At 74.8% G+C, this 20,870-nt stretch carries 21 protein-coding genes; 10 read left to right on the top strand and 11 right to left on the bottom strand.

Annotated features, from left to right (window positions below):
* Positions 1–118 precede the first annotated feature (118 nt).
* Positions 119–319, bottom strand: coding sequence for a hypothetical protein (locus tag ACK586_RS09980; RefSeq protein WP_409330324.1), 201 nt, complete (start codon positions 317–319; stop codon positions 119–121).
* Between the two features lie 92 nt (positions 320–411).
* Entirely contained in the window at positions 412–606 is a 195-nt protein-coding gene (locus tag ACK586_RS09975; RefSeq protein ID WP_409330323.1) for a hypothetical protein, read from the bottom strand.
* Positions 607–765: 159 nt separating this feature from the next.
* Here ACK586_RS09975 and ACK586_RS09970 point away from each other — a divergent pair, with 159 nt between their 5' ends.
* The 3 genes from ACK586_RS09970 to ACK586_RS09960 are packed head-to-tail and all read left to right on the top strand — an operon-like array spanning position 766 to position 2,671.
* Positions 766–1,932 carry a fibronectin type III domain-containing protein gene (locus ACK586_RS09970; RefSeq protein WP_409330322.1) on the top strand — a complete coding sequence of 389 codons (1,167 nt, stop codon included), beginning with the start codon at positions 766–768 and terminating at the stop codon, positions 1,930–1,932.
* 44 nt (positions 1,933–1,976) lie between these two features.
* Positions 1,977–2,300 carry an ArsR/SmtB family transcription factor gene (locus tag ACK586_RS09965; RefSeq protein ID WP_409330321.1) on the top strand — a complete coding sequence of 108 codons (324 nt, stop codon included), beginning with the start codon at positions 1,977–1,979 and terminating at the stop codon, positions 2,298–2,300.
* Positions 2,285–2,671, top strand: a complete 387-nt coding sequence (locus tag ACK586_RS09960) for a VOC family protein (protein WP_409330320.1) — start codon at positions 2,285–2,287, stop codon at positions 2,669–2,671. The genes ACK586_RS09965 and ACK586_RS09960 overlap by 16 nt, the downstream gene beginning before the upstream one ends.
* Before the next feature lie 7 nt (positions 2,672–2,678).
* Here ACK586_RS09960 and ACK586_RS09955 read toward each other — a convergent pair whose 3' ends face one another.
* Positions 2,679–4,289, bottom strand: a complete 1,611-nt coding sequence (locus tag ACK586_RS09955; protein WP_409330319.1) for an LCP family protein — start codon at positions 4,287–4,289, stop codon at positions 2,679–2,681.
* 125 nt (positions 4,290–4,414) lie between these two features.
* On the opposite strand from ACK586_RS09955, the gene ACK586_RS09950 reads away from it, so the two are divergent.
* The 4 genes from ACK586_RS09950 to ACK586_RS09935 all read left to right on the top strand — a co-directional run bounded on the left by ACK586_RS09950 (position 4,415) and on the right by ACK586_RS09935 (position 9,951).
* Entirely contained in the window at positions 4,415–5,215 is an 801-nt protein-coding gene (locus tag ACK586_RS09950; RefSeq protein WP_409330318.1) for an exodeoxyribonuclease III, read from the top strand.
* 42 nt (positions 5,216–5,257) lie between these two features.
* A complete protein-coding gene (locus ACK586_RS09945; protein WP_409330317.1) occupies positions 5,258–6,349 on the top strand; it encodes an SPL family radical SAM protein in 1,092 nt (363 codons plus the stop codon).
* An 86-nt stretch (positions 6,350–6,435) separates the two neighbouring features.
* Positions 6,436–7,203 (top strand): peroxide stress protein YaaA, encoded by a 768-nt coding sequence (gene yaaA, locus ACK586_RS09940; protein ID WP_409330316.1) that lies wholly within the window; start codon positions 6,436–6,438, stop codon positions 7,201–7,203.
* Positions 7,204–7,356: 153 nt separating this feature from the next.
* Positions 7,357–9,951 carry a SpoIIE family protein phosphatase gene (locus ACK586_RS09935; protein WP_409330315.1) on the top strand — a complete coding sequence of 865 codons (2,595 nt, stop codon included), beginning with the start codon at positions 7,357–7,359 and terminating at the stop codon, positions 9,949–9,951.
* 7 nt (positions 9,952–9,958) lie between these two features.
* Here ACK586_RS09935 and ACK586_RS09930 read toward each other — a convergent pair whose 3' ends face one another.
* The gene (locus ACK586_RS09930) at positions 9,959–10,615 is read right to left on the bottom strand and encodes an FMN-dependent NADH-azoreductase (protein WP_409330314.1); all 657 of its coding nucleotides are present in this window, start codon (positions 10,613–10,615) and stop codon (positions 9,959–9,961) included.
* 109 nt (positions 10,616–10,724) lie between these two features.
* Between ACK586_RS09930 and ACK586_RS09925 the strand changes: the two genes are divergently transcribed.
* A complete protein-coding gene (locus ACK586_RS09925; RefSeq protein WP_409330313.1) occupies positions 10,725–11,087 on the top strand; it encodes a winged helix-turn-helix transcriptional regulator in 363 nt (120 codons plus the stop codon).
* Positions 11,088–11,109: 22 nt separating this feature from the next.
* Positions 11,110–12,528, top strand: a complete 1,419-nt coding sequence (locus ACK586_RS09920) for an amidase (RefSeq protein WP_409330312.1) — start codon at positions 11,110–11,112, stop codon at positions 12,526–12,528.
* A 130-nt stretch (positions 12,529–12,658) separates the two neighbouring features.
* On the opposite strand, the gene ACK586_RS09915 is transcribed toward ACK586_RS09920, so the two are convergent.
* On the bottom strand, positions 12,659–14,122 hold the full coding sequence (locus tag ACK586_RS09915) for a PucR family transcriptional regulator (protein WP_409330311.1): 1,464 nt from the start codon (positions 14,120–14,122) through the stop codon (positions 12,659–12,661).
* Between the two features lie 32 nt (positions 14,123–14,154).
* Between ACK586_RS09915 and ACK586_RS09910 the strand changes: the two genes are divergently transcribed.
* Positions 14,155–15,144 (top strand): isopenicillin N synthase family dioxygenase, encoded by a 990-nt coding sequence (locus ACK586_RS09910; protein WP_409330310.1) that lies wholly within the window; start codon positions 14,155–14,157, stop codon positions 15,142–15,144.
* A 49-nt stretch (positions 15,145–15,193) separates the two neighbouring features.
* Here the strand turns inward: ACK586_RS09910 and ACK586_RS09905 are convergent, their stop codons facing one another.
* The 6 genes from ACK586_RS09905 to ACK586_RS09880 form a co-directional block, all read right to left on the bottom strand.
* Positions 15,194–15,595: a VOC family protein gene (locus ACK586_RS09905; protein WP_409330309.1), complete on the bottom strand. Its 402-nt coding sequence runs from the start codon at positions 15,593–15,595 to the stop codon at positions 15,194–15,196.
* Positions 15,595–16,647 carry a sugar ABC transporter substrate-binding protein gene (locus ACK586_RS09900; protein ID WP_409330308.1) on the bottom strand — a complete coding sequence of 351 codons (1,053 nt, stop codon included), beginning with the start codon at positions 16,645–16,647 and terminating at the stop codon, positions 15,595–15,597. The genes ACK586_RS09905 and ACK586_RS09900 overlap by 1 nt, the downstream gene beginning before the upstream one ends.
* A gap of 88 nt (positions 16,648–16,735) precedes the next feature.
* On the bottom strand, positions 16,736–17,848 hold the full coding sequence (locus ACK586_RS09895) for an ABC transporter permease (protein ID WP_409330307.1): 1,113 nt from the start codon (positions 17,846–17,848) through the stop codon (positions 16,736–16,738).
* Positions 17,845–19,407 carry a sugar ABC transporter ATP-binding protein gene (locus tag ACK586_RS09890; RefSeq protein ID WP_409330306.1) on the bottom strand — a complete coding sequence of 521 codons (1,563 nt, stop codon included), beginning with the start codon at positions 19,405–19,407 and terminating at the stop codon, positions 17,845–17,847. The genes ACK586_RS09895 and ACK586_RS09890 overlap by 4 nt, the downstream gene beginning before the upstream one ends.
* Positions 19,408–19,454: 47 nt before the next feature.
* Positions 19,455–19,769: a 2Fe-2S iron-sulfur cluster-binding protein gene (locus ACK586_RS09885; protein ID WP_409330305.1), complete on the bottom strand. Its 315-nt coding sequence runs from the start codon at positions 19,767–19,769 to the stop codon at positions 19,455–19,457.
* A gap of 5 nt (positions 19,770–19,774) precedes the next feature.
* Positions 19,775–20,767 (bottom strand): isopenicillin N synthase family dioxygenase, encoded by a 993-nt coding sequence (locus ACK586_RS09880; RefSeq protein WP_409330304.1) that lies wholly within the window; start codon positions 20,765–20,767, stop codon positions 19,775–19,777.
* Positions 20,768–20,870 lie beyond the last annotated feature (103 nt).

Genomic DNA, 20,870 nt, shown 5'->3' with positions numbered 1-20,870 from the left:
CACTCACGCATTAAACCCCCCCGCCCACCCCCCCCACCCCCCCCCCCCCCCCCCCCCCCCCCCCCCCCCCCCCCCCCCCCCCCCCCCCCCCCCCCCCCCCCCCCCCCCCCGCCGCACGTCACGGGCTGAGCGTCGACCCGAAGGACCCGCCGGCCAGCTTCGCCATCAGCTGCGTGCGGTCCAGCCCGACCGACTCGAGGGCGGCCGCGTCGGCGTCCGTGTCGATCTCGTCGGGCAGCTGCGCCGCCACCTTGTCGGCGGTCTCGTTGTCACCCTCCGTGCGCAGCGTCTCGAGCAGGTCCTGCTTCTTCAGCTTCACGCCGTCCTCCGTCTCGCCGGGTGCTCCCTCGCCGGAGTGTGGTCCCGGTCACGGCCGGCCGCCACTCCGGTCAGGGCCGGCCGCCACTCCGGTCAGGGCCGCCCCGAGCGGCGGAGGAACAGGCCGCCGAGCGCTCCGCCCAGGGCGGCGACGACGAGCTGGGCGACGCCGACCACGGGCTGTCCGCTGGCGAACCAGGTGACCGAGGTGAGCAGCAGCACGGCGGCGATGCCGAGCAGCAGGAGGCCGACCAGCCGCTGCCGGCGGGGGTCCGCGTCCAGGGCCACGTGCCCCTCCCTCCCCCGGCCGCCCGTCGCGGCCCGGAGGAGCAGCGTCTCAGACCGGTAACGGCGGGAACCGGGCGGGCTCCCCTGCCGCTCCCGGTGACGTAGCGTGACCGGACCTGGCCGCGATGCGCCGCGCGGCCGACCGCACGAGGGGGCCCGATGAGCGATCCGTACGGTCAGCCCGGCTGGGGCCAGCAGCCCGGGTGGGGCCCTCAGCAGCCGCAGCAGGCCTCGTGGGGCGCCCAGCAGCCGGTGCCCCCGCCGTCCTGGGCCCCGCAGCAGCCCGCCTGGGGTCCTCCCGCCGGCGGGCCGCCGCCGCGCCGGTCCCGGAAGGGCCTGTGGTGGGCGCTGGGCGCCGCCCTCGTGGCCGTGCTGGTCGCGGCCGGCGTCACGGTGTTCCTGCTGACCCGCCCGGTCGACCCGCCGACCGGCGTGGTGGCCGCCAACGCCGAGGAGGGCGTCACCGTCAGCTGGCGGGGCGTCGACGGTGCAGCCGAGTACGAGGTGCACCGCGGCGACGAGCGGCTCGGCACCACCCGGGAGACCACGTACGTCGACGCCGAGGCACCCGGCGGCACCGAGCACCGGTACGCCGTCACCGCCCTGGACGACGACGGCGACCGCTCCGAGCGCGTCGCGGCCGACCCCGTCGTCACCCCCCTGGACCCGCTCACCGAGTTCGGCGCGAGCAGCGACGGCGCCGACGTCTACCTCGACTGGGAGCCGGTCACCGGCGCGGACCGCTACGAGATCACCCGCGACGGCACCCTGCTGGACGACGCCGTGACCGAGAGCCCGTACCTCGACGCGGACGTCCCGCTCGGCGAGCACACCTACGAGCTCACCGCCGTCGACGAGGACGGCGAGGGCAGCACGAGCTCCATCGACCTCGACTTCTTCACCCGGGGCCCGTGGCAGGAGGCCTACCAGATCGCGCAGACCTTCCCCGACCTCGTCGCCGCCGAGCCCGGGGGCACCGGGTGGCAGGACTCGACCTGCGACCGGGCCACGCAGGACGGCCCGCAGGCGGTCGTCACCTGCGCCTACCCCAACGGGATCCAGCTGCGCGTCCTCCAGTTCGCCGACGCCGGAGCCCGCGACGCCGAGGTGGCTGCCGCGCGCGGCTTCGGCGGGCCGCTGACCACCTGGTCCTACGGCGACGGCGCCGCGGAGGGCGACCTGGTGCTGAGCCCGCCGGGCCCGGCCACCTGGCGCTACATCACCTTCTACGACCCCGAGCTGGAGCTCTTCGTCCTGCGGGTGGACTGGGACGGGCACAGCCAGGAGGAGCTCGACGAGGTCTGGTTCGCCGACGCGCCGTTCTGACCGGGGCCTTGTCAGGCAAGTAGCTGCTTGCGTATCGTCTCGTCGTGGGCGACGTGCACGACGTGTACCGGGCCCTCGCGGACCCCACCCGGCGCGCGATCCTCGACGAACTGCAGGAGCGGAGCGGCCAGACGCTGTTCGAGCTGTGCACCCGGCTGCTGACCCGGCACGGGGTGGGCTCGTCGCGGCAGGCCGTGTCGCAGCACCTGGAGGTCCTCGAGGCCGCAGGCCTGGTGCACAGCCGCCGCGAGGGCCGGTACCGGTTCCACGACCTCGACACGACGCCGCTGCGCACCATCGTCGAGCGCTGGCCCCTCCCCCCGGCCGGCCCGGACTCCTCGGAGGAACCCCCGTGCGGATCGGCCTGACCAGCATCTTCGTCGACGACCAGGAGAAGGCACTGCGCTTCTACACCGACGTGCTCGGCTTCCGGAAGAAGAACGACGTCCCGATGGGCGAGCACCGCTGGCTCACGGTCGTCTCCCCGGAGCAGCCCGACGGCGTGGAGATCGTCCTCGAGCCCGACGCCCACCCCGCCGTCCGTCCCTTCACCGAGGCCCTGGTGGCCGACGGCATCCCGTTCAACGCGTTCTCGGTGGACGACGTGCACGCCGAGACCGCGCGGCTCAAGGAGCTCGGCGTCGTCTTCACCCAGGAGCCCCTCAGCACGGGGCCGGTCACCACCGCCGTCCTCGACGACACCTGCGGCAACCTCATCCAGATCATGCAGGTCGGCTGAGGGCCGGTCAGCCGGCCTTGCTCGGGGGTTCCCCGGCGGCCACCGCTGCGGCGGCCTGCTCCGGGTCGTAGGCGCAGGCGTTCCCGATCTCGGCGATCGGCTCGGCCGCCGGCTGCTCACCGGCGGCCGGCGGCGTGCCCGCGGGGGTGGACGGCGTCGACGGCGTGGACGGTGCGGACGAACCCGGGGACGCGGCCGGCGGCGACACCGCGGCGAGCACGATCAGCCGCATCGCGTCGTAGTCGGGGTAGGCGGGGTCGATGACGGTGTTGTCGAAGACGACGCTGGTCACCTCGCCGTCCTTGACCCGGTCGCCCAGCTCGACGAAGTCCTGCAGGGCGGAGCGCGGGATGTCGGTGCTCACGATGTCGCGGGTCGCCGAGGCCAGCTCCTGGTAGTCCTGCAGCAGGGTCAGCGGGTCGGCCTCGTCGATGATGGCGTCGATCGTGCAGCGCTGCCGGTCCATCCGGTCGTAGTCGGTCAGCCCGAACCGTCCGCGGGCGAAGTCCAGGGCGCGCCGGCCGTCCATGTGCTGGTCGGGTCCGGGCGCGATGTAGTCGTCGGGCAGCTCTCCGGTGCCCGGGTCGCCGTTGATCGGCACGTAGTAGTTGACGTTGACGGTGATGCCGCCGAGCGCGTCGACCAGCCGGGCGAACCCGTCCAGGTTGACCAGCACGTAGTAGTCGATGTCCAGGCCCAGGGCCTCGCCGACGCCGAGCTTGAGGAAGTCCGCCCCCGGGTCGTCGGTCGGCCCGAGGATGTCGGGGTAGGCGGCCGGGCCGTTGCGGTAGACCGCGTTGAGCAGGCTCTCGCTCTCCGAGCCGGCGTCGAAGCCGTCGGGGTAGACGTCGTGCAACGGGCTGTCCTCGGGGAAGGGCAGGTCCTCGAGGTTGCGGGGCAGGCTGAACAGCACCGTGTCCCCGGTGTCGGTGTCGATGCTGGCCACGATGACGGTGTCGGTCCGCACGCCGTCGCGGCCCTCGCCGCCGTCCCCGCCGAGGAGGAGGACGTTGACCCGCTCCTGGTCCCCGAACGGGTCGGGCTCGTCGACGACGGTCGCCGACTGCCGGTCCTCGGCGAACACCGCGTCGATCAGCCCCGTCTGCGCGACGGCGAACTGGCCGACCAGGTAGGCCGGGTAGCCCACCGCGGCGACGAGCGCGGCGACCAGCAGTGCTCCGACGGCGTGCCGGCCGCGCGAGGCCGGGCGGGGCATCAGCGTGCGGTAGCCGAACACCACCACGGCCACCCACAGCACCGCCACGACGACGACGCCGGCGAGCAGCCAGCGCAGCTGGACGGTGTCCACGGCGATCCGCAGCGCCGTGCGCTGCCCCCGCGTCGCCAGCCAGGCAGCGGCGCCCACGAGCAGCAGGAAGACGGCGAGCACCGCGGCACCCAGGCGCCGCCGCCCGGCAGCCAGGAAGGCGGTGCCGGGGACGACGGTGTTGGCGACCGTCCAGGCCAGGACGGCGGCGAAGGGCCGGGGGCGCCGCGACCCCGCGCCGGTCGCGGACGTCGAGCCCCGGCGGCCCGTCGACCGGGGAGCGCCGGGAACGGGCGGCAGCCCGGCTCGCGGGGACCCGATCGGTCGGGTCGCGTCGTCGGCGTCGGTCACCCACGCGCTCCCACGGGCCAGTCGCTCATCCCGCCATGGTCCCATCCGTCGAGGTCACCGGGGTCCTGCCGACGTCCGGCCCGGTGTGGTTACCCCCACCGTCGGCTTCCGTAAGCTCGGCAGTCGTGCGGCTGGCCACCTGGAACGTCAACTCGATCCGCTCCCGCGTCGACCGGGTGGTCGCCTGGCTGCAGCGCTCGGACGTCGACGTCCTGGCCCTCCAGGAGACGAAGTGCCGCGACGACCAGTTCCCCGAGGAGCGCTTCCGCGAGCTCGGCTACGAGACCGCCCACGTGGGGCACTCGCAGTGGAACGGCGTCGCCGTCCTGTCCCGGGTGGGCCTGACCGACGTGCAGGTCGGCTTCCCCGGAATGCCGTCGTGGGCGGCCAAGGAGGGGGTCGACCCCGCGCCCGAGGCGCGGGCCCTGGGCGCCACCTGCGGCGGGGTGCGCGTCTGGAGCCTGTACGTGCCCAACGGCCGCCAGCTGGGCGACCCGCACCTGGACTACAAGCTGGCCTGGCTGGAGGCGCTGCGCGTCTCGGCCGGTGGCTGGCTGGGCGACGACGCCGACGCGCAGATCGCCCTGGTCGGGGACTGGAACATCGCCCCGCAGGACGACGACGTGTGGGACATGTCGGTCTTCAGCTCCTCCACCCACGTCTCACCGCCCGAGCGGGAGGCGTTCCGGGCCGTGGTCGAGGCCGGCTACGCCGACGTCGTCCGGCCGTACACCCCGGGTCCCGGCGTCTACACGTACTGGGACTACACCCAGCTGCGCTTCCCCCGCCGCGAGGGCATGCGGATCGACTTCGTGCTCGGCTCCCCCGCGCTGGCCCGGCGGGTGTCGGGCGCGCGCATCGACCGCGAGGAGCGCAAGGGCAAGGGCGCCAGCGACCACGCGCCGGTGGTGGTCGAGCTCACCTGAGCCGCGGGCCGGCCCGGGCCCCGCGCGGTGTTGTACCGGTCGATGACCGCGCCGGTGCTCGCCCCCGCCCCCTCCCGACTCTGGACCCCCAGGCGGGTCCTCGTCACCCGCTCGGCCGCCGAGCGGCCGCACGGGCAGCGCGTCCTCGCGCGGCTCGAGGCGGCCGGCATCGACGCGATCGAGCTGCTGCGCGGGGACCGGCTGCCGAACCTGCGCGGGGACGACGACCGCGCCGCGTTCATGGCCGCGAAGGACACGCTGGCCCTCGTCGTGCCCCCGCCGTCCAAGCGCCAGCTGCAGCCCATCCCGCCGTCGGCGGACTTCCGGCTCGACCTGGCCGAGGGCTGCCCGGCGCACTGCCAGTACTGCTACCTGGCCGGCTCCCTGTCCGGTCCCCCGATCACCCGGGTGTGGGCCGACCTCGACGAGGTCCTGGAGGGGCTCGACGAGTACGTCGGGCGCGGCGCCGTCACCTCCGGCACCGCCGGCCGCGGCGCCGAGGGGACGACGTTCGAGGCCTCCTGCTACACCGACCCCCTCGCGATCGAGCACCTGACCGGCGGCCTGGCGCGGATGGTCGAGCACGTCGGCACCCACCGGTGGCCCGGCCCCGTACAGCTGCGCGCCACCACCAAGTTCGACGACGTGGCCGGCCTGCTCGGCCTGCCCCACGGCGGCCGCACCCGGCTGCGCTTCTCGGTCAACGCGGCCACGGTCGACCGCCGCTTCGAGGGCGCGACGGCGAAGGTGCCCGCCCGGCTGCACGCCCTGTCGGCGGTGGCCGCGGCCGGGTTCCCGGTCGGGCTCACCATCGCGCCGATCATGCCGGTGGAGGGCTGGCGCGAGGAGTACGGCGCCCTGCTCGACGCGGTGGCGGAGGTCCTGCCGGCCGGCGCCGACCTCACCGTCGAGTGCATCACCCACCGATTCACGCCCGGCTCGAAGGCGACGCTGCTCGACTGGTACCCCCGGACCCGGCTGGAGATGGACGAGCAGCGGCGCAGCACCAAGCGGGGGAAGTACGGCTCGGTCAAGCACGTGTACCCGAAGGACACGATGGCCGAGCTGCGCACCTGGTTCGAGCGCGCACTGCCCGCCCGGCTGCCCGGCGCCCGCCTCCTCTACTGGACCTGACCACCGGAGTGGCCACGTCGGTGGTCACGTAGCGTGAGAGGCCGCGTCCAGGGGTCCGCCCTGAGCTTGCGAAGGATGGGGAGGACGTGGTCCTCGTACTGCTGCCGCCGTCGGAGACCAAGCACCCCGGCGGGGACGGCGCCCCGCTCGACCTGGCCGCGCTGGCGGCGCCCGAGCTGACGCCGGTGCGCGAGCGGCTGGTCGACGCGCTGGTCGACCTGGCCGCCGACCCGGTGCTGGCCCGCGAGGTGCTCGGGCTGTCGGAGCGGCAGGCAGCGGAGGCGGCCCGCAACGGCGCCCTGCGGACGGCGCCCACGCTGCCCGCGCTCGAGCGCTACACCGGCGTCCTCTACGACGCGCTCGACGTCCGGTCGCTGACCCGTGCCCAGCGGGCCCGCGCCGACCGCCGGCTCGCGGTCGGTTCCGCGCTGTTCGGGCTGGTCCGCGGCACCGACGCCATTCCCGCCTACCGGCTCTCGGCCGGCACGGTGCTGCCCGGGCTGCCGACCCTGCGCACGCTGTGGAAGCCGGTCCTCGGCCCGGTGCTGGCCGCGTCCGGCGAGCTCATCGTCGACCTGCGCAGCGGGTCCTACCAGGCGCTGGCGCCGGTACCGGGCGCGGTCACCGTCGACGTCCTCAGCGAGCGTCCCGACGGGTCCCGCTCGGTGGTCAGCCACTTCAACAAGGCGCACAAGGGCCGGGTGGCGCGGTTGCTGTCCACCACCTCGGCCGAGCCGGCCGACGTGGTCCGGTTGCGGGCACTGCTGCGGCGGGCCGGGCTGCACGTGGAGCACGACGGCGGGACGGCCCTCACGCTGGTCGTGCCGGCCGACGAGGTCGCCCGCCGCAGCTGATCGGACCGCCGGGTCGTCACCTTGCGTGTTCTCCTGTGACCTTTCTGTCAGGATCGTTGCCCACCGCGGAGGCCTCGTGCCATAACGTGGACACCGGGGGTTGAGCAGACGTCCGCCGGCGCCGACACGTGCCCGCGAGGGCAGAGGAGCACCGTGCACGACGCAGCGCGGCTCGGCGCAGGAGACGAGGGACCGGCGACCTCCCGGGCGGCGGACGCGCTCCGGTCCGACCCGTCGCGCGTCCGGGCCGCCTCGCGGCTGCGTCCCGCCGAGCCCGGCGCTCCCGCGCTCGACCGGATCTCCGAGCTCGCCGCCCGCCTGCTGGGTACCCGCTCGGCGCAGGTCTCGCTGATCGACGACGTGCTCGTCGTCGCCGGCGGCGCCGGGGACGCGGCCGTGGGCAGCGAGGTGCCGGTCGAGGAGTCGTTCTGCGGCCTCGCCGTGGCCGACGGCGTTCCGCTCGCCGTGCCGGACGCCGCGGCCGACGACCGGGTGCGCGCCCTGCACCGGGCCACGGGCATCGGCGCCTACCTCGGGGCGCCGATCACCGGGGCCGACGGCTCCCCGGTCGGCACGCTGTGCGTCTTCGACCCCGCCCCCCGGGAGTGGACCGATGCCGACACCGGGCTCCTCGTGCAGCTGGCCGCCTCGGCCGCCACGGAGCTGGAGCTCGCCGCGCTGGTCCGCGAGTACGAGCGGGTCCGGGTCAGCTGGCGGCTGGCCGTCGACGCCGGCGGCGTCGGCGCCTTCGACTGGGACCTGCGCACGGGTGAGCTGGTCTGGGACGAGCGGCTCCTGGCCATGTTCGGCTACCGGCCCGAGGAGTTCGACGCCACCATCGACGCGTTCAACGCCCGGGTCCACCCCGCCGACCTCCCCCGGGTGTCGGAGTCGCTGCAGGCCGCGATCGAGACCTGCGGCGAGTTCGAGTCGGAGTACCGGGTGGTGCTGCCCGGGGACGAGACCCGCTGGGTGCAGGCACGCGGCCGCGCGGTCGCCGACGCCGACGGCACGCCCGTCCGCTTCCTCGGCGCCGCGTACGACACGACCGACCTGCGCGCCCAGGACGTGCGGGTCAGCCGGGTCCTGGAGGCCATGCCCGCCGGCTTCTACTCGCTGGACCGCGACTGGCGCTTCACCCACGTCAACACCGAGGCCGAGCGGCTGCTCGGGCACTCCCGGGACGAGCTGCTCGGCGAGCTGCTGTGGGACGCCTTCCCGGGCGCGGTCAACAGCGTCTTCGAGGAGCAGTACCGCGCCGCCGTCCGCACCGGGCGCCCGGCGGCCTTCGACGCCCACTACCCCCCGCCGCTGGACGGCTGGTACGAGGTGCGCGCCTGGCCGAGCCCGGAGGGGTTGTCGGTGTACTTCGTCGAGGTGACCGAGCGCCGGCGGGTGCAGGACCGGGCCGAACGCGCGGCGCAGCGGCTGGCGCTGCTCGCCCAGGTCGGCGCCGAGCTCGCGGGCACGCTCGACGCCCAGGCCGCCACCGCGCGCCTGCCCCGGCTCGTCGTCCCGGCGCTGGCCGACTGGTGCATCGTCTCGCTGGTGGACGACGACGGCCGCGCCCGGGACGTCGGCCACTGGCACACCGACCCGGCCCAGCGACCGCTGGTCGCCCGGTACGCCGCGGCGCGGCTGGACGCCATGCCGGCGACCGGGCCGGTGGGCCGCGCGCTGCTCTCCGGGGACCCCGTGCACGCGAGCTGCCGCGAGGTGCTGGCGCTGCTCCCGCCCGGCGAGGCGCACGACACCCTGGACCTGCTCGGCCCCGAGGGCGGCGTGGCGCTCCCGCTGCGCGCCCGCGGCCGGACGCTCGGCGTCCTCACCCTGTTCTACCGCCGGGGCTGGACGCCGCGGCAGGAGGACCTGTCCACCGCGCAGGACGTCGCCGACCGCGCCGGGCTCGCCCTGGACAACGCCCGCCTCTACCGCCAGCAGCAGCAGCTCGCCGAGGGGCTGCAGCGCAGCCTGCTCACCGAGCCGCCCGAGCCCGACCACGCCGAGGTCGCCGTCCGGTACCTGCCGGCCGCGGAGGCCGCCCGGGTCGGCGGGGACTGGTACGACGCGTTCCTGCAGCCGTGCGGGGCGACGATGCTCGTGATCGGCGACGTGGTCGGGCACGACACCGAGGCGGCGGCCGCCATGGGTCACCTGCGCGGGCTGCTGCGCGGGATCGCCACCTACAGCGACGCGGCCCCCGCCGAGGTGCTGCGCGGGCTCGACGCGTCGATGGCGGTGCTCGGCACCGAGGTGCTCGCGACCGCCGCCGTCGCCCGGCTGGAGCAGAGCGACGACGAGCGCGCCCGGGGCCTGACCCGGTTGCGCTGGGCCAACGCCGGGCACCTGCCGCCGCTGGTCGTGCAGCCCGACGGCAGCGTCGCGGACCTCGCCTCCTGGCACGGCGACCTCATGCTCGGCGTCGACCCCGGGACGGTGCGCCAGGAGTCGGTGGTCACGCTCGACCGCGGCGCGACCGTGCTGCTGTTCACCGACGGGCTGGTCGAGCGGCGCGACGCCGACCTCGACGCCGGTGTCCTGCGGCTGCGGGAGACGCTCGCCGAGCTGGCGGCCCTGCCGCTCGAGCAGCTGCTGGACGAGGTGGTCGAGCGGCTGGTCGACGGCCGACCCGAGGACGACGTCGCGATCGTCGCCGTCCGGCTGCACCCGCAGGGCCGGCCCCGCCCACCCGAGGCCGGCCCCAACCGCGTGCCCGACGCCGTCCCGGACGACCCGGCGACGCCGTGACCGGGGATCAGGCGGCGGCCGGCCGGGCCACCCGCAGGTGCGGGCCGTGCGCGGTGGCCTCGCGCTCGGCGGCCTCCTTCAGCTCCGCGGCGAGGTCGGTGAAGGCGTCGAGGGCCGGGTTGACGCCGACGAGGGTGAACTCCCGCTCGACCACGCGCAGGTCCAGCTGCCAGACGTCGCCGAGGATCCGGCGCATCCACCCGGTGGCGTGGTCCCAGCCCTCGCGCGGCGTCCCCGCGGAGTAGCTGCCCCCGCGAACGGTGACGAGGACGGCCGGCCGGCCGGCCAGCGGCGACTCCCCGCCCGGTGCCATCCGCGGGTCGGTCAGCACCAGGTCCACCCAGGTCTTGAGGTGCTGGGAGACGCCGAAGTTGTACAGCGGGACGGCGAACAGCAGCGCCTCGGCGTCGAGCAGCTCGTCGGTGAGCGTGGCGGCGAGGGCCAGGGCCTCGGCCTGCTCCGGATCGCGGTCGGCGGGGAGGAGCCCGGAGCCGGCGACGGCCGCTCCCCAGGCGCCGGCCGGGAGGGGCTCGGTGCCGAGGTGGCGGCGGACCACGGGAGCCGACGGGTCCCCCGCCCGCCAGCCGGCCTCGACGATGTCCGCGATCTCGCGGCTGGCCGACCCCTCGACCCGGATGCTGGCATCCAGACGGAACAGCGACACGTTGACTCCTCAGGACGAAGCTACTAGCTCCCTGCTAGCGCTTCGGGAAAGCTAGCACTTCGGAAACCGAAGTGCACCGCGGCCGCGCCGACCCGCCTACGATGACCGCGTGCCCGAGGAGGTCCTGCACACGCCGCAGGCGTGCGACGACGCCCTCAGCCGGGCGTTCGGCTTCCTCGGCAAGCGCTGGAACGGGCTCATCATCGGCGTGCTCACCACCGGCCCGGCGTCGTTCAGCGGACTGCGCCGCGCCGTCGGTGGGATCAGCGACTCCGTGCTGTCCGACCGGCTCACCGAGCTGACCGCCGCCGGTCTCGTCCACCGGGACGTCGACCCCGGCCCCCCGGTCGCGGTGACGTACGCACTGACCGGTGCCGGAGCCGCGCTGATGCCCGTGCTGGACCAGCTGACCGCGTGGGCCCGGGCCCACCTGCCCGCCGGCGGGTGCACCGAGGAGCAGCGGGCCGGCTGACCGGCTGTGGCAACCTCGTCCGGTGACCTCTGCCGACGAGACGCTCTGCCTGCGACCCGCGACCGAGCTGGCCGCGCTGCTGCGGTCCCGCGAGGTCTCCGCCCGGGAGCTGCTGGAGGCCCACCTCGCGCGGATCGAGCGGGTCGATCCGCGGGTCAACGCCCTCGTCACGCTGGACGCCGAGGGGGCGCGCGCCGCCGCGGAGGTCGCCGACGCCGAGCTGGCCGCCGGCGACCCGGTCGGCCCGCTGCACGGCCTGCCCGTGGCGCACAAGGACACCCACGCCACCGGTGGCATGCGCACCACGTGGGGGTCACCCCTGCACCGCGACCACGTGCCCGCCGCCGACGAGCTCGTGGTCGAGCGGTTGCGCCGGGCGGGCGCGATCCGGGTGGGCAAGACCAACACCCCCGAGTTCGCCGCCGGGTCGCACACCTTCAACACCCTCTTCGGCGCGACGCACAACCCCTACCGGCACGGCCTGTCGGCCGGCGGCTCCAGCGGCGGTGCAGCGGCGGCGCTGGCCGCGGGGCTCGTACCGGTCGCCGAGGGCAGCGACATGGGCGGTTCGCTGCGCAACCCGGCCGGGTTCTGCGGCGTCGTCGGGCTGCGCCCCACGCCCGGCCGGGTGCCCACGTGGCCCGCGCCGATGGCGTGGTCGCAGCTGTCGGTGCAGGGGCCGATGGGCCGGACCGTGGGCGACGTGGCGCTCACCCTCTCGGCGATCGCCGGTCCCGATCCGCGGGTGCCCATCGCCCTGGACGACGCGGGCTCCGGCTTCGCCGCCGCCCTGCCCGAGGAGCTCGCCGGCCTGCGGGTGGCCTGGGCCCCCGACCTGGGCGGCCGGATCGCCGTCGATCCGGCCGTGCGGTCCGCACTGGAGCCGGTGACCCGGGTGTTCGAGGGGCTCGGCGCCACCGTCGAGGAGGCCTGCCCGGACCTCGGCGGTGCCGACGACGTCTTCGGCACGCTGCGCGCCTGGCTGTTCGAGGCCTCCTACGGGGAGCTGGGCCGCCGCTCGCCGGAGCTGGTCAAGGAGGCGATCCGGTGGAACGCCGAGCAGGGGGCAGGGCTGACCGGCGCCGACCTCGCCCGCGCCGAGCAGAAGCACACCCGGCTGTACGAGCGGGTCGTCGGGTTCTTCGAGCGCTACGACGTCCTCCTGGCGCCCACCACCCAGGTGCTGCCCTTCCCCGTCGAGCAGGAGTACCCGACCGAGATCGACGGGATCGAGTTGACGAACTACCTCGAGTGGATGCGCTCCTGCACGCTGATCACGCCGACCGGGTGCCCGGCGCTGTCGGTGCCCGCCGGCCTGACGCCCGACGGTCTCCCGGTCGGGCTCCAGGTGATCGCGCCGCCGCGGGCCGACCGGCGGGTGCTGGAGGTCGGGCACGCCTTCGAGACGGCTCGCGGTCCCCTGCCCCCGCCCGCCCTCTGACCTGGTCTACCCGTCTCTATGACCACCACTAGATAACCCCAGACGCCGCCATCGACGAGATCTGCACAGTCGTCACCATCGGCCGCTGATGCCGACGACTGTGCAGATCTCGCGGACGGCTGACCGCCGCTCAGCGCTCCCGGTCCGCGTCGAGCCGGTGCAGGTCGAGGGCGACGAAGACGGCCAGCCGCCGGTCGGGGTCCCCGACGAAGTCACCCACCTGCTGCTGGAGCTTCACCAGGCGCTGGCGGAACGTGTTGTGGTGCAGGAACAGCAGTCGCGCCGCCTCGGTGACGTTGCCGTTGGTCGAGCGGAACGCGCGGAGCACCCGGCGGGCCTCCAGGGCCGTGGCCTCGGGCCCGGCCGCACCGCCCAGGACCTCGCGCACGAACGCGCGCCGCTCGTGCTCCGGCAGCTGGTAGAGCAGCCGGGTCACGCCCAGGTCGTCGAAGCGGGTGACCCGGTTGGCCGCGCCGAGCGCCCGCCCGATCGCCGCCGCCCGCTGGGCCTGCCGGTGGGCTCCCGGAAAGCTGCGGACGTCGTCGACCGGCCGCCCGGCGCCGACCGACAGCGGCACCGTCGTCCGCCGGTACATCGCCCGCACCAACCGGTCGAGGTCCAGGTCCGCGTCGGCCAGCACCACCACGGAGCCCTCGTGCACCAGCACGGTGGCCCGGTCGTCGGCGGCGCGCACGGCCGGCTCGACGGCGCGGGCGAGGCGCGCCAGCCCGACGCTGGAGACGTCGGCTCCGAAGGGGACCAGCACGAGGAACAGGGCCGAGCGGGCCGGGAAGGCGGCCAGCCGGCGGCTGCGTCGCATCGCGCTCTCCCGAGCCGCCAGGTCCTCGCCCAGGACGGCGGTCAGCAGGGCCTGCACGGGCGCCGCCGCCCGCTCCTCGGTCGTGTGCACCCGCAGCGCGAGCGTCATCAGCGGCGTGACGAGCTCGACCAGGGAGAGCTCCGCCTGCGTGAGCGGGGTGGCCCGGAGCACCCGCCAGGAGCCCAGCTGCCGCCCGGCGTGGACGAGGGGCAGGGCGGGGCCCTCGGCGTCGGCGGGCGCCTGGGCCGGTCCACGCAGATCGACCAGATCGCGACCGGCGGCGTCGGTCACCCGGACCGCGGCCCCGAGCAGTCCGGCCACCCGCTCGGCCACGGCGGTCAGCCCGAGGTCGCCCTCCAGCACCCGGACCAGCCCGGGCGGCGGTCCGCCCTGCTCCTCCGGTGCCGCGTCCACCAGCCGCCGCAGGTGCTGCACCGACAGCGGCTGCGCGTCCGGCCAGAGCAGCGCGACCCCGGACTCCCGGGCGCGCTCGACCACCTCCGCCGGTGGACGCACGAACCGGCCCAGCGGCACCACCAGCACCGCCGCGGGCCGGGACGCCAGCACCGGGGCCAGCAGCGGGACCAGGGGCGGCAGCGGGGAACCGCGCCGCGACGCCGCCCAGCTGATGACGGCGAGCACCCCGGGCCCGAGGGTCTCCGGCAGCACGCCCTCCAGGACACGGACGCTGTCGACCCGTCGGTGCAGGCCCTCGCCCGGCGTGACGACCTCCAGGTCCGCTGCCGCGGCCAGCTCGGCGACGGTCGGCCTCACCGGGGACGCCCCGGTGGGGCAGACTGCCCCGGATGCGGACGGTGCCGGTGATCGACCTGCGGCCGCTGGACGGCGGCGAGGCCGGCCGGGCCGCGGTCGCCGCGCTGGTCGGCCAGGCGTGCGCCGAGGTGGGGTTCTTCCAGGTCACGGGGCACGGGGTGCCGGCCGGCCTGCTGACCGATCTGTTCGCCGTCACCCGCCGGTTCTTCGCCCTGCCGCCGGACCGCAAGGCGCGAGTGGCCCAGCCGGCCCCCGACCAGGTGCGGGGCTGGTCCGGCGTCGGCAGCGAGGGGATCGCCTACTCGCTCGACGAGGAGTCGCCGGCCGACCTCAAGGAGAAGTTCGACATCGGTCCGGTCGACGTCGACCGGACCGACCCGGCCACGTCCCCGGAGCGGTCCGGGCCGCACTTCGCGCCCAACCTGTGGCCGGCCGAGCTGCCGGAGATGCGCGCGCCCTGGGAGGCGGCGTACCGGGAGCTCGCGCGGGTGTCCGACGTGCTGATGAGCTGTTGCGCGCGGGCGCTGGACCTGCCGCCGGACTTCTTCGGTCCCCGGATCGACCGGTCGGTGAGCATGCTGCGCGCCCTGTACTACCCCGACCAGCCCGAGCCGCCGCTGCCCGGCCAGATGCGCGCCGGCGTCCACTCGGACTACGGCACGCTGACCCTGGTGACCGCCGAGCCGCGCCCGGGCGGGCTGCAGGTGCTCGACCGCGGCGGCGAGTGGGTCGACGTCCCGGTGATCCCCGGGGCGCTCATGGTCATGATCGGTGACCTGCTCACGGAGTGGACCGGTGACCGGTGGCCGGCCACCCTGCACCGGGTCGTCAACCCCCGCCGGGAACAGGCGATGGACTCCGACCGGCTGGCCTTCGCGTTCTACTCCCACCCCAACCACGACACCCTCGTGGACGTGCTGCCGGGACTCCCCGGCGGCGGCGCCCCACCACGGGGGACGCCCACCGCCGGGGAGCACCTGCGCGAGAAGTACCTGCGCCAGACCACCTTCGGCGCCCCCTGAGCGGGGGAGGGCGGACGCAGGGGGCCCGGCCTCCCCCGCCACGGGGACCTCAGCTCGCCAGCGGCAGGTAGTTGATCCGGAACGCGTGCCCGTCGGGATCGCGGACCACCGACTGCCAGGCGCCGTAGTAGGTGTCGTACGGCTCCTTGACGATCGCACCTCCGAGCTCCGCGGCCCGGGCGGTGAGTGCCGTGACGCCCTCGCGGTCCTCGGCCTCGAAGGTGAGGAAGGTGTCGACGCCGTCCCCCTCCGCGGAGGGAGACGGCAGCTCCAGCAGCTCGTAGGCCTTCGGGCCGCTGAACCCCAGGACCGTGGGGCCGATCCGCAGCCCGCGGAAGTACGGGCTGGCCAGCTCCTCGACCTCGGGCAGGCCGAACAGCTCCTGGTAGAAGGCGACCGACCGGTCCGGGTCGTGGACCATCAGGCTCGCGAACGAGAGCGAGACGGCCATCAGATGGTCGCCGCCTGATCGGAGAACTCCTCGTACCGGTAGGGGTGGTCGGCCAGGATCTGGTCCCGGTTCTCAGCGGTGATCATGTCCTGGAAGATCTCGTTCTCGAACGTCACGTCGTCGCCGGCCAACTGGGCGAGCACCGACTTGGTGACGACGAACCCGGTCTCCCCCGCCGAGTAGTAGCGCGAGGCGGCGAGGTAGGGCGTGCCCAGCCACTCGAACATCTCGTCGTCGGCGTCGCTGGAGACGTGGGTGATGTTCGTGATGCCCTGCGCCTGGAGGTAGGAGGAGATCCCGTTGGACATCGACGCCGCGTAGGCGACGATCGCCGTCACCCCGGGGTTGGCCTGCAGGCCGGACTCGACGATGTCGGTGGCCGTGTCGCGGTCGAAGAAGCCCTGCTCGCGGATGACGATCTCGAAACCGCTGCCCTCCAGCGCCTCGTCCAGACCCTCGTCGATGCGCTCGGAGAAGCCCTGGCCGACGATGCCCTGCACGACGATGACCGGGCCCGGCGTGGCGTTCTCCTTGAGCCACTCGCCGATCAGCCGGCCGCCCTCGACCGAGTCCAGCGCGGCGACACCGGCGAAGAACTGGTCGGCGTCGCTCTCCCCCGGCCACAGGGCGTTCCCGACCGGGATGTCCTGCTGCTGGGCGATCTCCGCGGCACGGGCCAGCGTGGCCGCGTCGGCGGGGAGCACGACCAGGCCGGCGATCCCCTGGTTGATCAGGTTCTCGATGTTGCCCAGCTCCTGCGAGCTGTCGAAGTTGTTCTGGACGCCGGTGAAGTCGTAGTCCGTGCCGTCGAGCGCCGCGATGACGCCCTCGGCGACGTAGCTGGAGTAGGCGTTGTTGCCGTTCAGCGAGATGCCGATCGTGCCGCCGCCACCGCCGCCACCCCCGCCGCCGCCGCCACCGCCGGAGCCGCCAGAGTCGTCACCGCAGGCGGCCAGCAGCAGACCGCCGCCCACGAGACCGGAGACGCGGAAGAAGCCGCGGCGGTCCATCGGCAGGACCGGGAGACGGGGGGACGTGGGACGGGGGGTCATGGCTGCTCCGTGGGCTGAGGCGCCGGTCGGCGCGGGGTCGGGGGTGGAACAGCCGTCGGCACAGCGCTGTCCGACGGGGGTCTGGGGGTCAGGCGCCCTCCGCCGGTGGGGCGGTGCGCCGGGAGGGGCGGGTCAGGGGCCCGAGGAGTCCGCGCCAGGCGGCGCTCCCCCGCACCCCGGTGGCGCGTGCGGCGCGCAGGTCGGCCGCGGCGGTGACCACGACGGCGACGATGAGGATGCCGCCGGAGACCAGGCTCTGGTAGGCGCCCGGCACCTTGAGGAAGGTCAGCGAGGAGCTGATCGTGCCGAAGACCAGCACGCCGACGGCGGTGCCGATCATCGTGCCGCGGCCCCCGGCCAGCGCCGCCCCGCCCAGGACGGTCACCGCGATGACCGACAGCTCCAGGCCCTGCCCCGACCGCGGGTCACCGGCGGCGAGGCGGGCCATCATGACCAGGCCGGCGAACGCGGCCAGCGTGCTGTTGCCGACGAAGAGCAGCACCAGGTGACGCTTCACGGGGACGCCGGCGAGGAACGCCGTCGGCCGGGAGGACCCGAGCGCGTACGTGGTGCGGCCGAACCGGGTGAAGTGCAGCAGCAGGCCGGCCAGCACCAGGACGACGATGAGCATCACGGCCGGGGCCCGCAGGCCGAACCACTGCCCGAAGCCCCAGCTGTTGAGGCCGTCCTGGACCCGGATCGGCACGTTGTTGCTGGCGACCAGGGCCAGCGATCCCAGGACCGACAGGCCGCCGAGGGTCAGGATGAACGGGGGGACGTCGAGGTAGGCGACCACGAGCCCCCACACGAGCCCGACCAGCGCCCCCAGGGCCAGCGCGAAGATCACCACCGCCGGCGTGCTCCAGCCGGCGTCGAACTGCTTGGCGGCCAGCACCGCCACGAGGCTCACGAGGCTGCCGACCGACAGGTCCATCTGGCCGCCGATGAGCAGGAAGGTCTGCCCGGCCGCCAGGATCCCGAGCACCGCGACCTGGACGAGGATGTTCTCGATGTTGCCCGAGCGGATGAACGCCGGGTTCTGGCTGTCGGTGTAGAGCGCCAGCGCCACGAGCAGCACCACGAGCGGCAGGACGGTCCGCAGGGCCTGCGTGGTCGTGTGCTGCAACCGGGGCCCGCGATCCGGCGCCCGGCCGGCCGCCGACGGTACGGCGTTCGGCGACTGCTGCAGGGTCGAGCTCATCGGTCCTCCTCCGGGGGCAGCACGACGGCTTCCCCCACCTCGTGCGCGCCCTCTGTCTCGAGCTCGTAGAGCTTCTCGGGGGTGATCGCGTCCCCGTCCAGCGAGGCGGTGGCGACGCCACCGACCATGATCAGCGCGCGGTCGGCGAGGGCCGAGATCTCCTCGTAGTCGCTGGAGACCACCACCACCGCGACGCCGTCGGCGGTGAGGTCCAGCAACTGGGCGTAGATGTCGAACTTCGCCGCGACGTCGACACCGGCCGTCGGCTGGTCCAGCACCAGCACCCGGCAGCCCGCCGACAGCCACCGCGCGAAGACCACCCGCTGCTGGTTCCCGCCCGAGAGCACGCGCACCGGCGTCCCCGGGGAGGCCGCCCGCACGCGTCCGCGCTGCAGCGCTCGGGCCGCGTCGCGCAGCGCCCTCCGCGGGCGGTAGAGCACGGACGTCGCAGCTGCGCCCAGCTGCAGGTTCTCCACGATGGCGCGCTCGAGCAGGAGCGCCTGCCGTTTGCGGTCGGCCGGGACGAAGCCGATGCCGGCGGACGCCGCCGCCGACCGGCTGCGCAGCCGCCCCGTCCCGGCCAGCTCGACCGTCCCCTCTCCCGGCTGGGACACCCCGGCCAGCAGCTCGGCGAGCAGCGAGGTACCCGAACCCGCGGGGCCGGAGAGGGCGAGGACCTCGCCCGGGCGGACCGCGACGTCGAGGGGGGCCAGCCGGCCGGGGACGGCGACGCCCCGGGCCGTGAGGACCGGCGCAGGCGGCGCGGCCGGACGCGGCGCCCTCGGGAGGCGGCTGTGCTCGATCTCCCGGTCGAACATCGCCCGCAGCAGGCCGTCGGTGTCGGTGTCGGCCACCGCGACGTCCATCACGTGCCGCCCGTTGCGCAGCACCGTGGCCGTGTCGGCCACCTCGAACACCTCGTGCAGGTGGTGGGAGATGTACAGCAGCGTCGTGCCCTGCTCACGCAGGGACCGGATGACCCGGAAGAGCACCTCGACCTCGTCGCCGGCCAGGGACGCCGTCGGCTCGTCGAGCACGATCACCTGCGCCGGCCGGGCCGTCGTCCGGGCGAGTTCGACCAGCTGCTGCTGGGCGGCGGTGAGGTCGCCGGCCCGCATCCGGGCGTCGAGGTCCAGGCCGAGGCGGTCCAGGTGCTCCTGGGCGCGGCGGGCGATGGCCCGGGCGCCGACCAGGCCGAGGGCGTTGCGGGGGAGGTCGTCCAGGAGCACGTTGTGCCCGACCGTCAGCTCCCCGGCGACGTGCCGCTCCTGGGGCAGCACGCGCACGCCCAGCTTGCGGGCGGCCACCGGCGTGGCGTGCCGGAGCGGCTGGCCGCCGATGAACACCTGGCCGGTGTCCGGCCGCTCCGCTCCGGTGAGGATCCGGATGAGCGTCGACTTGCCGGCTCCGTTCTCCCCCAGCAGCGCGTGCACGGTGCCGGGCCGCAGGCCGAGGGAGACGTCGTCCAGGGCGCGGACCCCGGGGAAGGACTTCGACACCCCGGCGCAGGCGATCGCCCACCCGTCTCCGGACAGGTCGTCGCCCCGCGGGTGGCCCACCGCCGGGACGTTAGTGCCGCTCGCCGCCCGTGGACCCAACAGTTCGGTCACAGGTCGAGCACCAGGACGGGGGTGTGCGCGCGGTCCACGCACAGCGCGATCCGCCGCCCGGCGGCTCGTGCCCGCTCGGAGAGGACGGTGTTGCGGTAGTCCGGCACGCCGTCGAGGACCGTGCTGACGCAGGACCCGCAGTCGCCACGGCGGCAGGTGTAGTCCACGTCGACGACCTCCTCCACCACCTCGATCAGGCTGCGGTCGGAGGGCACGTGCAGCCTGTGCCCGGAACGGCGCAGCTCGACGTCGAAGGCGCCGGCGGCGTCGCCGTCCCCCGGGGCGCCCGCCGCGGGGGCACCTGCGTCCACCGCGGTCACACCCGCTGGTGGGTCTTCTCGAACTTCATGGTCAGGTGGTCGCCCGAGGTGGTGGGCGCGTAGCGGGGCTGCTCCCCCGGGGGGACGCAGGTCGGCAGCGCCTCCACGACGGCGTCGTAGTTGGGCTGGTGGAAGAACACGATCGACATCCGCTCGGTGTCGGCGACGACGTCGCGCGGCGGGTTGGCCACCCGGTGGCGGGTGGAGATCCACTGGTCGTTGGTCCACTGCGCCATGAGGTCGCCGATGTTCACCACGAGCCCGCCCGGGATCACCGGCACGTCGACCCAGTCGCCGTCCCGGGTGAACACCTGCAGGCCGCCCGGCGCCTCTTCCGGCCGGACGATCGTCAGGCTGCCGTAGTCGGTGTGCGCGCCCGCGCGGAGCTGACCGGGCAGCGGTGGCTCCTCGCGGTGCGGGTAGTGGATCGCCCGCAGCATCGAGATGTCCTTGTCGATCTTGTCCTCGAAGAAGTCCTCCGGCAGGTCGAGGCCGAGCGCGAAACCGCGCATGAGCAGCCGGGACAGGTCGTCGGCCGCCTCGAAGTAGCGCTCCCACGCCTGCTGCATGCCGGCGGGGCGCTCGGGCCACTGGTTGGGGATGAAGTGGGGCCCGGCGTTCTCGATCGCGAAGTACGGGTCGTCGGACACCACGTGCGGGCCGACGTCGAACTTCTCGTGCAGGTCCCCCGGCGCGCTCGTGTCGTCGTTGTAGGCGAACGCCTGCTCACCGATCGCGGTGTAGCCCCGCACGGTCTTCGGGTCGGGCTGGGCCACCCGGCGCTTCTCCTCCAGCGGCAGCGCGAAGAACTCCTTCGCGGTGTCGTACACGCCGGCGATGAGCTCGTCGGGCACGCCGTGACCGGTGATCGAGAAGAAGCCGATCTCCCGGCAGGCGGCGTCGATCTCCTTGCCGACGGCGCGGCGGCTGGCCTCGTCGTCGCTGCGGAGGTCCGTGATGTCGATGACGGGGACCGGGCTGCTGCTCATGGCGTCCTCCTCGCGCTGGCTGGGACGAGTCTGCGGAGGCGCGGGGACCATGCTCAACGAGCGATCCTCACAGTCATCACGGCTGTGGGTGTGAGGACCGTAC

The organism is Trujillonella humicola, assembly GCF_046233715.1.
In the GTDB taxonomy this organism is placed as follows: Bacteria; Actinomycetota; Actinomycetes; order Mycobacteriales; family Geodermatophilaceae; genus Trujillonella; species Trujillonella humicola.
Note: the sequence above shows the minus strand (reverse complement) of the source record. Positions and strands in the feature narration are given on the sequence as shown.